The sequence below is a fragment of the Shewanella sp. 10N.261.52.F9 genome (assembly GCF_041471165.1).
Lineage (GTDB): Bacteria > Pseudomonadota > Gammaproteobacteria > Enterobacterales > Shewanellaceae > Shewanella > Shewanella marinintestina.
Genome location: NZ_JBFRNX010000040.1, coordinates 48,155 through 64,155, shown reverse-complemented (window position 1 = coordinate 64,155; position 16,001 = coordinate 48,155). Strand labels below are relative to the sequence as shown.

Sequence of the window (16,001 nt, the reverse complement as noted above, 5' to 3'; positions counted from 1 at the left end):
GCTATAGGTGCTTATACTTTAATATATAATCCTCAAATTTGGATTTCTACAATGTTTTTCAATTTATTTTTTTATTTTATATTTTATTTATTTGTAAAGGTTAGGTACTTAAAGTGACTATTAAGAAAAAAATATGCGTCATAATCTCACTGTATAACCCATGCCTTGAAAGATTGGCAGTACTAATTCCTAATTTATTGGAACAAACCGACCTTGTTATTCTTGTAGATAATTCATCGGATAATAATAAAGTTGTTGGTTTTGAGTATGATAAAGTAAAAAAGATCTCTCAGGATAATTCAGGTATTACTGGAGCAATGAACTCTGGTATAAAATATGCTGGCAATTCATTTGATTATTTTTTACTCCTAGATCAAGATAGCTATTTTTCATCAGTTCAATTATCTAAATTCATTGAAGATGCGATAGATAGTAATTATCCGATAATAGCCCCAACCATTGTCAACTCTGCAGGAAAAAGCATCCACGATAGCTTTTTTAAAGCGGAAAAGCATGGCGATAAATTTTCATTAGTTGCAAGAACACAATTGTCAGGAATGTTAATTAAATACGAGGTTTTAGGTCGAGTTGGATTATTTAATGAAGATTACTTCTTGAACTTGGGGGATACAGAATGGTGTTTGCGGGCGAAGAAACAAGGATATGATTTTCGTTTAAATAATTGTGTTCAGCTTGTTCATGATTACGGGGATGGTTTTTCTTCATTATTTGGCTATAAATTTTTTTATGGTGCCCCGTTCAGGTTACACTATAGATCTAGAGACTCGTTGCGTTTGATCTTTTCATGTGTTAGCTCAAAAAAATTAAAGTTTAAGCTATTTATGAAGTTGTGTTTTACGCTATTTGAAATTTTAACTCTAGATTCTAAATTAAAAAGATATAAATTTTTCTTTTCTGGAATTCGTGCCTTTTTCAAACAAGAATCAGGAATAATGAAATAATAACCTTGAAGTGTAACAATTATGAATATAAAAATGGAAAATAATAAAACTTTAGCTACTTTTGCTAGACACATGATATGTCCTAAATATTTTAGTGATAGTAAGCTAAGTGTCAATGGAAAGTTATCTGTAGGGGCCGCAGGTAACGAATATTTTAATTCATATGTTTTTCGTATGAGTTCAAAACACTATACTCAAGATAGTATACCTGATGAATATGTTTTATTAGAAAAGATAAAGAGAGCCTTGGGAAGGTGTGGACGTAAAAAGCCATTGCTATTATTAAGCGATGGCAAAGACTCAATGTCTCTTGCGTTAGCATACAAGAAAGCAGGCCTTTCTGTTAATACACTAACTTTTTTAAGAAAAGATGATCACAAATTGAAAGAGTATGTAAAGAGTATTGCTACTCAGTTAGGTCATACTGCTTATTTTGTCGATGTAGATACAATCATTGAGAAGTTCAATTCAAAAATATTTTTAAATTCCTGTACAAAAATGCCAAATCTAGTAATGGATCAAGGTTATCTTTTCTTTTTATTTGGTTTACGTGCTTTCTTCGATGAGACTGGTTTTTTACCTAAAGATTATGCGGTAATTGATGGATTAGGCAATGATGAAACATTTGGTTACCTTCCGTCGATTGACCAAGTTAAGTCCTTCAAGCTGTCACTCCTAAACCTTTGGAAATTTAGACCTAACTCTTTGCCAGGTTTAAGGTGGTATATACGTTCACCTGCAGAGTCGCATGGTGATTTATCCGCATTGTCATGTTTTTTTCCATTGAGAGGGAGCTTTCCTTTAAATTCATTTTTTTCAAAGATAAATAAATCTATGAATGAAGTCGAGTTTATTGATTTTCGAGCTTTTTCTCGGGGATCATTTCATGATCACCAATGTATGATGGGGAAAACTAGAGCTGCAGCCAAGGAACTTGGTTGCGAAGTATATTTTCCTTGGATTGATGAAGAGCTAGCAAATTATGTATTTAATTTACCTTTGGAGTTTAAATTTGATTTCAAGTTGTATGAAAACAAGACCTTGCTGAGACGTCTTTTGATTAAAGAGCTTAATTGGTCACAGTCTAAAAGAGGTGTTGATCTTTATTTTGATATAAATTTGGACAAGTTTCTAAATGAGGTTGTTTTACAAGTTGTACCTATAGATGTAATCGAAAAAATTTCTAAAAATAGATTGCTACCTTTATATGTAAAGAAGCGTGCCTCGTTAGAGTTGATGAATTTTTATGGCTTCTGTTTAGGTCAAGGCTATACCCATCAGGAAATTAAGCGTTTATTATGCAAGTAGCTACGAGTTCAGTTAATAGTCACAAGGTCTCTTTTCTTTTATCCTTGTACGATGCAGAAAACCCCAAATTTTTTGATGAGTGCTTAAAAAGTATATCTGAACAAACTTATAATAATTTTGAAGTGGTAGTTGTTTATGATGGGCCTATAAATAACGAGCTAGTAAAGGTTGTAAATAAGTTTGTACATAAAATGGATGTGAAGGTTGTTCAATTAGATTGTAATTCAGGACTGGCTAAATCACTTAATTACGGACTTTCTTTTTGCGAAGCAGAGTTTATAGCACGATTAGATACTGATGATGCTGCTTTACCTGAGAGATTAGAAAAACAAGTTTCTTTTTTATTAAGTCATCCCGAGATATCAGTATTAGGGAGTGGGGCGACAGTAATTGATCTTGAAGGGAATGTGACTGGTGAAAAGGTAAACCCAGAATCTAATAGCGATATAATTTCCTCTTTATGGTGCAATCCAATTATACATCCGAGCGTTATGTTTAGAAAATCTGAAATTATTAATAATGGTGGATATGACGAAAGCTTGAGGCGTAGGCAGGATTATGAACTTTGGTTTAGGTTAGCAAGTAACAAATTGAGATTTCATAATTTGAATGAAAGCCTTATTTATTATCGATTTGACTATCACACTATAAAAAAACAAAATTTTAAGTTGAATTATGAGCAAGGTAAAATAGGTTTTAAAGGTAGCTTGCGATTAGGCTTGCCGCTTCATAAAGCACTCTTGTGTTTTTATCCTTGTTTTAGAATTATTTTTCCAGATTATCTTCAAAGGTTTTTTAACACGATATTTAGAAAGTTTGATCCTAGGCGGAACACAGCTTAATTATGTATCTTTATGTACTTTTTATCATTAAAAACATTGATTTATACAAGCTGTCTAAATGTTAGTTTACATGGAGTACAGTTTTTAATGATGTTGGTATTTAAGTTTAGCTGATAATTAAACCTAAATTTTAAAGCGGTTTATTGTATAGCCCGCAATTTTAAATGTTTAAAATAATTTGTTATGTATGTTTCGTTTTCCTGGCTTTTAAGTAAGTCTTATGTGACTAGATTAAAAGTATTACCATCAGCTGAATTTCACTCATTTTACATTGGCTAACTCTGTTTTTTTATAGTCAAACATTTTTGGTGGAATTTGATATATAGTTAAAGGGGGCGAAATTTATTATAATTTTTAGGTTTAAATTAGAATTGAATAATTAATGTAGTTAGTTGACTTACACGTGGGAAGGCGTTGTTAAATCAGAATTTGCTGATTGTAGATTAAATAATACTACATTTAGAACGAGCTAATAAAAATTTGTTTAAATCCTATGTTTTATAATTTAGACGCTAATTTTATGAATTTGAATTTGGTAGCCTGCTGTTAGTTTGAGTTGGTTATGATTTTTTCTATAACTTTTTTAAGGGTCAAAGTAATGAAAGTTTTATTAACTGGGGCTTCAGGTTTTGTTGGAAGAGTTTTGGTATCGAATGAACCTTCGTTATTCCGTTGTGTGATCCGAAATCAAGATGCCGATTCATTTTTAGATAGCTATATGATTAATAGTTTGTCTAAGGATACTTATTGGGATGGGGCTTTTGTTGGTTGTGACTCAGTGATACATTTGGCAGGGTTAGCGCATACAAATAGAGCTTCCTGTGACGATTTTAACGTTGTTAATGTGGAGGGCACGCTTCATTTAGCATCAGAGGCTGTAAAGGCTGGTGTTAGACGTTTTATATTCGTTAGTTCCATTGGTGTTTATGGAACTTCTACTAGTCAAAAATCTTTTTCAATACATTCACCCCCCAAACCTCACAATTATTATTCTCTATCTAAATATCAAGCCGAGGTCGGTTTAATCGATATTGCGAAGAAGACGGGTCTTGAAGTAGTAATTATTCGTCCAACTTTAGTTTATGGGGCACTAGCTCCAGGTAATTTTGGCATGTTAACAAAGTTAGTTAAAAAGGTGCCTTTTTTACCTTTTGGAGCTTGCAATAATAAGAGAGACTTTATTTCTGTTCAGAATTTGGCGGATTTGCTAATAACATGCGTGAACTCGCCAAATGCAGCAGGGCATACCTTTCTTGCTTCAGATGGCGAAACAGTTTCTATCAAGGAATTCACAAATGCAATCGCTAGAGGGTTTAATAAAAAGTTAATTCAGCTACCTGTTCCAGTTAGTCTTATGTACTTAGCTGCGCGCCTTGTCGGAAAAGTTACAATGGCAGAACAGCTTTTAGGAAACTTAGAAGTTGACTCTTCTAATGCTCAAGATGTCTTAGGATGGGTTCCTCCCTACACAATGGAGCAGGCAATGGCTTCACTTTCAGAGAGTAAAAAATGATTCGTTTAATTGATTTGCTAGCAGCCTTCTTTGGTTTGCTCTTACTGTGGCCTGTCTTACTTATTGTTACTATTATCGGCATGTTTGACACCGGATCACCAATTTTTGTGCAGACACGTGTTGGTCGAAATAAAAAGCCATTTAAGTTGATTAAATTCCGTACTATGCCTGTTGAAACGAAGTCAGTTGCTAGTCACTTAGCGAGTAACGTATCAATTACAAAGTTAGGTAATTTTCTACGTAAAACTAAGATTGATGAGTTACCGCAATTAATTAACGTGCTTAAAGGTGAAATGAGTTTGGTTGGTCCTCGACCGAACTTATTTAATCAAGAAGATTTAATTAAAGAGCGAGATGAGTTAGGGATTTACGATGTTTTACCTGGCGTTACAGGTTTAGCTCAAGTTCAAAACATTGATATGTCTACGCCGGCTTTGTTAGCCAAAATTGATAAACAGATGATTGATAATTTAACAGTTAAAGATTACTTCAAGTACATTATGATGACGGTCACTGGTAGTGGTTCAGGGGACGCCATAAATTAATAGTTTTCGCTTAATTCTCTATTTTTGCTCTTTAAAATCTGCTTTGGCAGTTTTGAAATTTTGAAATCAAAGGTTTATAAAAATAAATATGAAGATTGCTATCGCTGGTACTGGTTATGTTGGGTTATCAAACGCAATGCTACTTTCGCAGCATAATGAAGTTGTTGCCATAGATATTGTTGAAGAAAAAGTCGATATGTTGAATAATGGTATTTCGCCAATTGTTGATGAAGAGATAACAGAATTTCTTCAAAATCGTGCACTTTCATTTACAGCAACTTTAGACAAAGAGTTTGCATACAAAAATGCAGAATATGTAATTATTGCTACGCCGACAGATTACGACGTTAAAACAAACTTCTTTAATACATCATCTATTGAAGCAGTAATAAAAGATGTAATGTTAATTAACCCAAAAGCGATAATGGTTATCAAGTCAACTGTACCAGTTGGTTATACAAGTCGTATTACTGCAGAATTTGGTTGTAATAACTTGATATTTTCTCCAGAGTTTTTACGTGAAGGTAGGGCACTTTATGATAACCTTTACCCTTCACGTATTATTGTCGGTGAACAAAGTGAGCGAGCAAAAACATTTGCTAAGTTACTAGTTCAAGGCGCAATTAAAGAAAATATTGATGTTTTATTTACTGATGCTACTGAAGCTGAAGCTATCAAGTTGTTTTCTAACACTTATCTAGCGCTTCGCGTTGCCTACTTTAATGAGTTAGACACCTATGCAGAATCTCATGGCTTGAATTCTCGTCAAATTATTGAAGGAGTTGGTTTAGATCCCCGTATCGGCAGTCATTACAATAACCCTTCATTTGGTTATGGTGGTTATTGCTTACCTAAAGACACTAAACAATTACGCGCCAACTACTCAGATGTACCGAATAATATCATTGGTGCAATTGTTGACTCAAATACCACGCGTAAGGATTTTATAGCGGATGCAATTTTAAAGCGTGAGCCTAAAATCGTCGGTATTTACCGCTTAATAATGAAAACTGGATCAGATAACTTCAGGGCATCGAGTATTCAAGGGATAATGAAGCGTTTGAAAGCCAAAGGCATTCAGGTAGTGGTATTTGAGCCAGTGATTGAAGAAGACCACTTTTTCCACTCTGAAGTTATAAAATCACTTAAAGACTTTAAGGCTATGTCAGATGTTATTGTATCTAATCGCATGGTTGATGAAATTCGAGATGTAAGTGATAAGGTGTATACTCGAGACCTTTTTGGTTCAGACTAGTTTTTGAGGTAAAAAATATGAAGTATTTGGTCACAGGTACAGCTGGATTTATTGGTAGTGCAGTTGTTGAAAAACTAGTAGCAAACGGGCATGAGATAGTTGGTATTGATAATATTAACGATTATTACGACCCTGCTTTAAAATATGCACGTTTAAAACGTATCGAACACAAAAACTTTCGGTTAGTAGAATTAGATATTGCGGATAGAGATTCTGTAACGCAATTATTTGAAAGTGAAAGCTTTGACCGTGTTATCCACCTGGCCGCACAAGCCGGTGTTCGATATTCGATTGAAAATCCACACGCTTATGCTGATTCGAATTTAGTTGGACATTTGAATATCCTAGAAGGCTGTAGGAACACAAAAGTTCAACATCTAGTTTATGCTTCATCTAGTTCGGTATATGGTTTAAATAGTAAAACGCCATTTGCTACATCAGATAGCGTTGACCACCCTGTTTCGCTTTACGCTGCAACTAAAAAGTCTAATGAGTTGATGGCGCATAGCTATTCTCACCTTTACGATATTCCTACGACAGGTCTTAGATTTTTCACCGTATATGGTAGCTGGGGACGGCCAGATATGGCCCCCTTTATCTTTACCAAAAAGATCCTAGATGGCGAAACTATTGACATCAATAATAATGGTGACATGTGGCGTGATTTTACTCATGTAGATGATATTGTTGAAGGTGTTGTGCGTATAGCTGATGTCATCCCAAATAGAGATGCATCCTGGACTGTTGAGGCTGGTTCGCCAGCAACGAGTTCTGCACCTTATGCTGTGTATAATATAGGTCATGGCTCTCCAATTAATTTAATGGGTTTTGTCAAAGCTATTGAAGAAGAGTTGGGGATAGAAGCTAAGAAAAATTTCCGAGAGATGCAGCCTGGGGATGTTTACCAGACCTATGCTGATGTTGAGGATTTATTTGAAGCAACTGGCTATAAGCCTAAAGTTGGTGTTAAAGAAGGTGTTGCTGAATTCATTCGGTGGTATCGAGAGTTTTATAACAAGTAAGCTTTAATTACATCACATTGAAATATGCTATTCACATTAAAGGTGAATAGCATTTATTTTTTGAAATAACACCCAATAATTGTCGAGTTAACACCTCCTTATTCACTCTATATAGTAAGTAGTGCTAATTAAGTCCGTGTCCCCTCATCAATAAATCAAAAGCCTTACCATCTGTTCTAGACGCATTAGCCACATAAGGCGCGTACACATCAAATAGCAGTCTCGTATCACTGTGTCCTAGCATTTGCGATACATATAGTGGGTTCTCATGTGCAGCTATATGCAAAACGGCTGCCGTATGGCGTGTTTCGTACGGTCGTCGTAGTTTTAACCCTGCCTTTTTAAGCGTTGGATACCAGAGCTTTCTACTCACATAGTGGGTTTCTAATGGTGTGCCAGACGGTCCGATAAACACAAAGTTTGAATCCGATTGGCTTGCATCTTTTACCCGCTTAAATGCTTCATACACCGACTCACACATCTTCAATTCTCTACGCGATTTAGGCGTTTTAACATCACATGTTTCACCATTGACCCAGTTTTGTCTAATCCGGATTAATCGATGGTCAAAATCGATATGTTGCCATTCCAACCCATGCACTTCACAGCTTCTCATCCCAGTCCAAAAGCGGACAATAAAGTAATCCTTCCATTGTTTAGACACGTGAGTTAAAAATTGTCGCACTTCATCAATTGTCATCGGGTGCGATTCGGCTTTTTCTTCTTTGAGAGAGCGATAACGTCTTAACAAATAGTCAAATTTACATTCTTCTGCCGCAAGGCTGACTATCGCTACTAGCGGCCACAGAATATTGTTAATGCGTCGATTGGATAACAGCCGAGAACCATCCTTTTTCTCGCCTTCCATTAATGCCTGACGAAAAAAATCAACTTGCGATAGGGTGACTTCGTTAACCAAAGTATTACCAAACTTCGGGATTAGGTATTTATCTAGGGTATTACGCACGGTATCGCGGTAACTGTTTTTCCATTTGGCTTTTTGTCGTTCAAACCACTGATTAGCAAACGTATCAAAAAATGGATATTGTCGGTCGGGATATTTATCTCGTTGTAGCTTCTCAAACTTGGTGACTTTTTTACTTTTTGGAAAATAATCGCGATATTGAAAACTGCCTAAATCAATTTCAGCATTCATTTGTTTGAGGGTAGCTTTGGCACTAGCGAGGTTTTTAGGTGTGGCCATCAGCTTTGTGCCTTCACGAAAGCGGCAGCCATAGAGGTGTAAGTCGAACTGAATGCGCCCGTTAGGGCGGATACGAATATGAGCCATAGTGGCCTCCATTGATTGCAGATCGTTAAATAGATCTGTCCCTTACCAATGGAATTCGTTAGAATTTGCCCATCGGCTGGGTGTGGTTAATAGCCGTCGCAGCCGGTACGGGGTAGGGTGGTTGCCGCCACTCTGCCCCAACTGCTTCTTTATAGGTTAACTCATTTTTTACTTCTCGCTTGTCAATCGCGTTTGCCTGTTTCGCTTGTTAAACACGCTTTCTCAAAGTAAAAGCTAACCAATCATACTTATTTTGTTACTTTCCTTTCCTTCATTGCTAATGACCAATATTGCTTAAAATAGGACTATTGGTTAAAAACACATCTATTACTATAGCTGTAACTGTATATTTGTCCAGTTATCACATTTCTATTCATTACTTTTGATGGCAATGGGCTCTTCAGCAGAGTAGTTATGCTACATGCCCTCAAAACCATACAAGTCAAGCTGCTTTTCTGTTTGGGGGATGTCAGTATTTTCTGCTTGTGTTTCTGTTAGATAGTCCCGTTTTAGTCGTATAGCAGTTTCTATGTTATTGCTTTCTGCTTCGATTGAGATTTTTGCAAAAGGAAGGGCTTCTTTAGAATTGATGTAAAATTCAAAAAATCGTTCTCCTTTCTTATTTTGAGTTATCACCAATTTCACTTGCGATCCGTTAGTTTTGCGGCATTTTCCGGTATCAATGAGATCTTTCGTATCAAAACGATATAAGTGGTCTTCATTATTTTTTACTGCCTGACCGAATATTTGTCGACAAAGATTATTGCCGGATAATCCAGCAGTGACAAATAGTTCACTGTTGTGGACCAACATGAAAGCTTCTGGGTTTTTCTTTATTTCTCTGTATTTTTGATGAGATCTAACCTCGGCGATAAGAGATAGGTAATCAATTACTAAAGCGACTTCAACCATTGGCTTCTCCGGCACGCGCTTGTAAAAGTCAATCAGCCCTGCAATAGAAGATGTGACCGTTTCTTCGGGTGTACTGATGGTCACTATTTCCCCTTCTTGAGCAATAGAGATTGTTGGTGAATCAGTCTGTTTAATCAGCCGTTGTAGTTGAGTTAACACAGGTTGATTTAATGCCATCGGAAGGGGGAACGAAGTATTTTCTGGCATAGGTTTGGTTGTTATTTTACCGGCACGTTGAATTCGGATCTCTTGCTCCCTATCGTCGAACTGTATGTATTCAAACGGTGTTGATTCCTCAGCCTCCTTGCTCAATTGTTTTAAATCGGTCGTCAATACCTCGTGTAAGGCACGTTGCTTCACTGCTTCCATATACTCAATGTGATTTTTGTGTATGGGAAGAGTGGCAAACTGGCGCAGGGCCCGGTATATCGGTTGCATGAGTTCAGGTTGGCTTAACGCACTTTCGATGTGAGTTGCTTGAATGTAGCGCCCCTTTGAAGACCTTAGCTTAAATTGCAATGCGTAACTGTTGTGTTTTGAAAGTGCTTGATTCGTAGCGATGACTGATTTAATTGATTGACTAAAAAAGTCACCTGGTAAAGCGAATTCGGCCTGTTTGAATCGATGCCCTTTGGTTAATGGCTGAGTAATCAGGGTATAGTCCGGTGATGAGCCACCTATCCAGGTTATCGTCTTGTCTTTTGGCGATATGATCACACTAACGCAATAGTCGGATTTTGTACTATTCAATTGCTTTGTCATAGCAGCAAATGAATCAAGCTTTTCGGTAGGGATAATAAGATTACTCATAAGTGCCTCTGCTATTTTGAAGGTGATTTAAAAATGGGTGGAAATGCTGCAGGAGTTTCTGGTTCGCGTTTGATGTCGCAGTCAATATGATGCTAAGGAAACTGTTGCCATCTGATTGTTTTGAAGATTTAACAATCTCTCCTGGCTTGGCATAATGTTGATGTAGGAGAGTTAATTGACGCGCTTTGTTGGTTTTTCGATTGATAGTCAATTCAAATGACAGTGATAGCCACTGCCACTGAGGTTGTCGAAAAGTGGCTTTTATCAGTTTTGCATTTTTTACATTGCACGCTAGCTTCACTCGAAGATAATCTGCCTTTTGCTTACTGGTACTGATTTCAATCAGTGGCAGGTTGCGGAGCGCAGTGATCTGTTGTTTAGCAAACTTTTGATGACCATGTTTACCCGAATGCTGCCAAACATGACTTAAGGCTGCCCAGTCTGTAGCACTTGCTTTTTGCATTTGTAGGAATAGATAGCGGATGAAGTCAGGGGATTGAACACCTTGTAGGTTGCCTAACCAGAGTTGAACGTATGATGGATTCACATTGTCGCTCAATTGAGGGGAGCACGCTTGTTGGTGATCGCTATCAGCTCGTTCGCGATTAAATAACCAAGACTTTATCATCGACTCACTGAGGCTAATTGGTATTTTTTGGCGCTGACTTGCAGTTCTATCTCGATACAGCTTATTGAGTGAGGCTAATTGACGCGATAGATCATTCGAGGTTGCTGAGAGCTGTAATAGATAGCGTAACTCTGAGTGACAAAAGTCTCGTTGCTGATGTTCACCATGGCCTAGGCGATAGAAAGGGTAGAACCAGTCCATACCATGAAGGTATGACCAACGGGTTGTGGCGAAATATTCATGACCAATTTGCCGCCCTATCTCATCAAGTAAAAGATTATCATTGCATTGTTCAAAAGAATTACCTTCTAACCAGTAGCTAAATCGCAATTGAATCGTTTCTGGGGCTAATAGGATTTGTAGTGGGTGCTCTTGAGTCGTTTCATTACCAGATAGTCCATAGGCTAAGTGAAGCCCTTGCAGCAGAAACAAATGAATACCACCGTGCCTAAGGTGATGAAATCGGGCTTTTTTTCCAGCTACAGCTTTAAGGGCTTTAGTGATTGGGAGGAGATAATGTAATTGCCTTGAGTTGATATTTTCATTGTTAAAGCCGATCAATGGCACATTATGTGCTGATGATTGTTTAATCTTGATAAGGATCCGTACCAGTTTTGCAAATTTTTCAGGTATAACGGTATGTATCGTCCTTGATTTTCTATTTTTTGTCTGCCCATCTTGGGTTTTGGTGATTGTTAGGTAAAAAAGTTCTTCGTGCTCTGGGTGAAAGTGAATATCACTCATCCGTAAACGTAAAATCTCTCCACGCCGTAGCATGGCAAAGTAACTGAGTATGCAGCTAACCGCACAAAATAGACGTTGTAGAAGATGGCCTGTAGGTTGCGCTAGTAATGACTCAACGATCTCTGTCAAATCTGTTAATGAAATTTGGTAGGGGTCAACGCTCGGACGAGTTGTTGGTGCGTCAAATTCAGATATATCAAAATGATCTGTTAATGAGTGTTGGGACATGTAGCGATAAAAATAATGAATGACTTGTCGATGAGTATCACTTTCGAGCGAGTTATAAAGTCTGTGAGCCCATTGCTGCAGTAATACACTATCAATTGCATGGTCATAAGGCAGTGGGTAAGATTCCAACAATATTTCTATCCGAGTATATTTTGTGAGTGTCGCGTCACTTAATTGTGGCTTTTTGACGCCGCCAAATCGGATCCGTTCTAACGTATAGAAATACAGCATTGTTGGCAGGATGTTATGCGACTTCCAAGCGGGTGGAGTGGGATCTGCAAGGCGATTACGCATTTTGTTCATCAGTAATTCGCGATTTGGCCAGTGCGTCTTTTTTGATTGTTGATTTAATGACTCAAACCACTTGTCATCCCAATCGCGTTGATAAATGCTGGCCAGGGCTTTGTGTTTTTGCTTAGCGTCAATCAATTGTTTATTAAACGCTACATGCCTTTCAGGATCACTGATGTCTTTCAAAAACTGCGGGACTACGTTATCTCGATAATACCAGAGGCTTTGAAAACATCGAAACCACTCTCTTGATGATAGTGCTGGAAGTGAAAATGGCGGTTCAGCGGTAAATCGGTTGATTTGCCGCGATAGTTTGTAGGCTGTAGTCGGTTTGAATTGTTGCTGTTGATACTCTTTTAGAACATGGTAGACAAAGAGCGGTAAATGATAGCGGGTAAATAGTGTTTCTTCGTGTCGACGACTTAGACGACCAAGGTGTATCACGTCGAGATGAATGTTAGTTCCTATTCTTTTTATGCCATCCAGATCATTGATGATACTGCTTAGGTATTGCATAGAAAACGGTGCAACTTCCATTGCAATAACCAGTGCAACGAATTCAACGGATATGGTCGGCCGATGTTTTAAAAAATAACCTTTATACTCATCGTAGGCATGCTTGAGCGCAGACGCTTGACTGGCGAACCCATTTAAGCGATCAAACCATTGTAGATCTTTGTCGACTAATACGGATTTTTTTTTATTGGGAATAGTCCACTGACACTCATCGTGTAAATAACACAGTAATTCGGATAGAGCACATCGATAGCGTTTTTGTTTACCTGTTGGAACAATCTCAATGTTTTTATTGATTTTACGGAGATCAAACTCGGTGATTTGACGCTCAGCGTCTGTAGCGTAGACCGTATTTTGAACGGCAGGTTGTTCACTCCAATGTTCAATAATCCATTGTAATGCAGATTTTTCTGAGCATGTTTCACCTCTTCGTAGATAAAACTCTACGATATCTGCAGCCTTTAAATTGTGTAGCTTATTAGACATAACAAACCTCCATTAATTTAAAGCGGGTGGGTAAACTGTTTAGGTGGAGTTTTAATGGGGCTAAACCTACCGGGAGTAGGTGATCACTACCGAAGTGCTCACCAAACTCCGAGTGACCCATTAAACGATCAATCTGACTGACTGAGAGTTTAACTGGCTCAATACTCGTGAGGGCACATTGAGCAAAGACATGGCGTAGCATGTAGGGGACTTTCCCCGGAAATCTAACATGCATAAACTCTCTTAATAATTTTGCATTGAGTAATTTAGGTTGCCCACTGTGATCATAAAGAAACCAAAGTGAGTTGCTTTGGATTGATGTGGGGAGGTGTGTGATGAGTGATTTTTGCAGTTCTAGGTACTGGCTGAGCTGTTGGCTCATGTAATCGGATAGTATGATAGGGCGTAATCGACCTTTATCATTAACACAGGTTTGAGAGTGACTAAAACAGCGTTTTCGTTCTATTGATATGGCATGAGTTGGACGTGTGCCAGTGAGTAAAATGAATAGCAATGCGAGGTGATAGGTACACAGGTTGTAGTAATCAATGTAAACACCTAGCTTTACATGGCCTGTGGGTTTTGAGCTCAATATTTTTTCATGCAGTATTTTAAAAAAATGACTTACCTCATGTTCGGCAATACCACGTTCACTGCCGATGTAAACCTTCTGATCTGCTTGTGTTGTCCAATTACGTTGATTACGTTTTCGGCGTAATTGGCTTATGCGTCCTTGTGCTTTCCACTCTTTAGGCATACTTCTGGCGGATCGTTTGCTGATGAGGTGAGGACTGGCTTGTTTGTCACCTGCCACTTTGCTATTTGAGTTTGGGCTATTAATCGAAAGCAAATGCCCCCAATTAAAAAGCCGTGCCTGACTTAAAAGTCTTTCGAGATATTCACCCTGGGCGATTAGGATTTTATACCTTAATCTGTCGCTGTCTTCTTGTTGGTAGGCGATCGCACTTTTATGATGGCGTCGATGTTCAGGCAGCAATACAGATTTTGCAACACTGGATAATTTATTATCCACACGAGTGCAATTTGCAAAGTAGCGAAAAAATATATCTTTTCTCGCACTAGCTCTGCCCTTTAGCTCACTTGAAATTAGCCATTTTTGACTTAATAGCTCAATGAGTCGCTGTTTTTCAATTTGGGTTAACCAAGGTGTTTTGTATGGCTGGGCGGCGATAAAAGGCTGGAATAGATGATTTAAATTCTCAGGTAACGGTTGCCACAGAAAGATAATCTCACCATTGCAACAGTAAGGGAGCGCATATTCTGCATAGGTTATACTGCCGTATTTTACTGTTCTAAAGCTGTGCGCTTGGCAATCATCACTGGCGCTGACTCTACAACAATCGGGGATCTTATATTGGAGATTGTTTTTAGTATCCCGTTTTTCATCTAGCTGGTTGGTCAGCCAAAGATATAAAATCACCACCAGAAATTTCGGTTGGTCAAGATCTTTAAATGCTGAACGTCTAAATTGATTGAATAATTTCACCAACGTTACAGTCATTTTGAATGCATCAGGTTTCACCCCTCCTGCATTACGTTGCCGATTCTGCTTGGCGATCGTATGTTGTTTACTCATGACTAATTTCTCCTCACTTTTTTGCTCTGATTGCAGAGGGAGAGATCTGAGCTAATTCACTAAATTGCTTTTTTGTTAGTACTGTCACACCGTGTGCCTTAGCTGTAAGCAATCGATGATGTAGCATTTGAGGCAGTCGCTTTTGCTCTTGGTACATTAACGCTGGTTTAATTAGGGCTAATGTGGTTAAAGTCGGCTCTGCATCCTTGTATATGAGCAAGGTCGCGGTTAATTTGTGGGAGTCACTATGAACGAGTAGTAAATCCAGCAATGGCATATCAACTAGTTGCTCATAGGTATCGGAACTAGAGTTGTGTACGACAGGGATTGGTGTGTTATCTAATAGACTCTGAATTTGTTCAATAGTGAGTATATTGATAGCTGGAAGTGCCGAAAGGCTTATAACATCACCGGAGAGTAATGTGATCAGTTTCGGATGGTGCTGCAATTGCACACTATTGAGTATGACTTTTTTTGATTTAGGCATCCTGCCCTCCTTAACAATCCGTGTTAGATCTCTGTTTGCTAATACTTGAACAATTAACTACAGAAAATCGACTCATCCTTTTGTATTACTGTATATATACACATGAGCATATGTTGCGTGAGAAGTCAAAGTTATTATTTTTCGGTGAGAACATAAAGTGTCTCGTTATCGACATATCCCAAAAGATAGGATTGTGGAATAGTATTTTTAGTGTGCGATAGGATTTTGAATTTAAAATGAATATCTTGATTTTGGGCCAATTATATTAATTGTTAATCAAGTAAACCTCCTAGATTCAGCGTTAGATTTTCCGTAAGTAAAATGCTGGTTTTTTCTAAATGAAAATTCAAATCGACTCAGCGTAAATCAAACGGCTTAAAGCACTAGAAGGGAAACATCGATGCTTAAAAGCTGTATTCAGAAGACCGACTCAAAGTCGAGTTGAGCAAGGAGGCGATGGTAAGATACGGCGTAAGCTCAAGTCTGAGCTACTACATATATAAGCGCTGACAATTTCTGTTTCCAATAAGCAGTGCTTAATCAAGCACTGCTTATTGCACGTTT

12 protein-coding genes are annotated in these 16,001 nt (G+C 37.8%); 7 read left to right on the top strand and 5 right to left on the bottom strand.

Annotation, left to right across the window (positions count from 1 at the left end):
- The first annotated feature begins 113 nt into the window (after positions 1 to 113).
- From AB4298_RS20825 to AB4298_RS20795, 7 genes are all read left to right on the top strand, one after another.
- Entirely contained in the window at positions 114 to 962 is an 849-nt protein-coding gene (locus AB4298_RS20825) for a glycosyltransferase (protein WP_371988292.1), read from the top strand.
- 21 nt (positions 963 to 983) lie between these two features.
- The gene (locus AB4298_RS20820; RefSeq protein WP_371988291.1) at positions 984 to 2,270 is read left to right on the top strand and encodes an adenine nucleotide alpha hydrolase family protein; all 1,287 of its coding nucleotides are present in this window, start codon (positions 984 to 986) and stop codon (positions 2,268 to 2,270) included.
- Complete coding sequence (locus AB4298_RS20815) at positions 2,261 to 3,112, top strand: glycosyltransferase (RefSeq protein ID WP_371988290.1); 852 nt, start codon at positions 2,261 to 2,263, stop codon at positions 3,110 to 3,112. Before AB4298_RS20820 ends, AB4298_RS20815 begins: the two co-directional genes overlap by 10 nt.
- 598 nt (positions 3,113 to 3,710) lie before the next feature.
- The gene (locus AB4298_RS20810; RefSeq protein ID WP_371988288.1) at positions 3,711 to 4,625 is read left to right on the top strand and encodes an NAD-dependent epimerase/dehydratase family protein; all 915 of its coding nucleotides are present in this window, start codon (positions 3,711 to 3,713) and stop codon (positions 4,623 to 4,625) included.
- On the top strand, positions 4,622 to 5,170 hold the full coding sequence (locus tag AB4298_RS20805) for a sugar transferase (RefSeq protein WP_371988286.1): 549 nt from the start codon (positions 4,622 to 4,624) through the stop codon (positions 5,168 to 5,170). The genes AB4298_RS20810 and AB4298_RS20805 overlap by 4 nt, the downstream gene beginning before the upstream one ends.
- Positions 5,171 to 5,258: 88 nt before the next feature.
- Complete coding sequence (locus tag AB4298_RS20800; protein WP_371988284.1) at positions 5,259 to 6,425, top strand: nucleotide sugar dehydrogenase; 1,167 nt, start codon at positions 5,259 to 5,261, stop codon at positions 6,423 to 6,425.
- A 17-nt stretch (positions 6,426 to 6,442) separates the two neighbouring features.
- Positions 6,443 to 7,447 carry an NAD-dependent epimerase gene (locus AB4298_RS20795; protein ID WP_371988282.1) on the top strand — a complete coding sequence of 335 codons (1,005 nt, stop codon included), beginning with the start codon at positions 6,443 to 6,445 and terminating at the stop codon, positions 7,445 to 7,447.
- 124 nt (positions 7,448 to 7,571) lie between these two features.
- On the opposite strand, the gene AB4298_RS20790 is transcribed toward AB4298_RS20795, so the two are convergent.
- The 5 genes from AB4298_RS20790 to AB4298_RS20770 form a co-directional block, all read right to left on the bottom strand.
- The gene (locus AB4298_RS20790; RefSeq protein ID WP_371988280.1) at positions 7,572 to 8,738 is read right to left on the bottom strand and encodes an Arm DNA-binding domain-containing protein; all 1,167 of its coding nucleotides are present in this window, start codon (positions 8,736 to 8,738) and stop codon (positions 7,572 to 7,574) included.
- A gap of 417 nt (positions 8,739 to 9,155) precedes the next feature.
- Positions 9,156 to 10,460 (bottom strand): hypothetical protein, encoded by a 1,305-nt coding sequence (locus tag AB4298_RS20785; protein WP_371988278.1) that lies wholly within the window; start codon positions 10,458 to 10,460, stop codon positions 9,156 to 9,158.
- The gene (locus AB4298_RS20780) at positions 10,453 to 13,353 is read right to left on the bottom strand and encodes a site-specific integrase (protein WP_371988276.1); all 2,901 of its coding nucleotides are present in this window, start codon (positions 13,351 to 13,353) and stop codon (positions 10,453 to 10,455) included. Before AB4298_RS20780 ends, AB4298_RS20785 begins: the two co-directional genes overlap by 8 nt.
- Positions 13,346 to 14,950 (bottom strand): hypothetical protein, encoded by a 1,605-nt coding sequence (locus AB4298_RS20775; RefSeq protein WP_371988274.1) that lies wholly within the window; start codon positions 14,948 to 14,950, stop codon positions 13,346 to 13,348. The genes AB4298_RS20780 and AB4298_RS20775 overlap by 8 nt, the downstream gene beginning before the upstream one ends.
- A 13-nt stretch (positions 14,951 to 14,963) precedes the next feature.
- Positions 14,964 to 15,437 carry a hypothetical protein gene (locus tag AB4298_RS20770; RefSeq protein WP_371988272.1) on the bottom strand — a complete coding sequence of 158 codons (474 nt, stop codon included), beginning with the start codon at positions 15,435 to 15,437 and terminating at the stop codon, positions 14,964 to 14,966.
- Between the last annotated feature and the right edge of the window lie 564 nt (positions 15,438 to 16,001).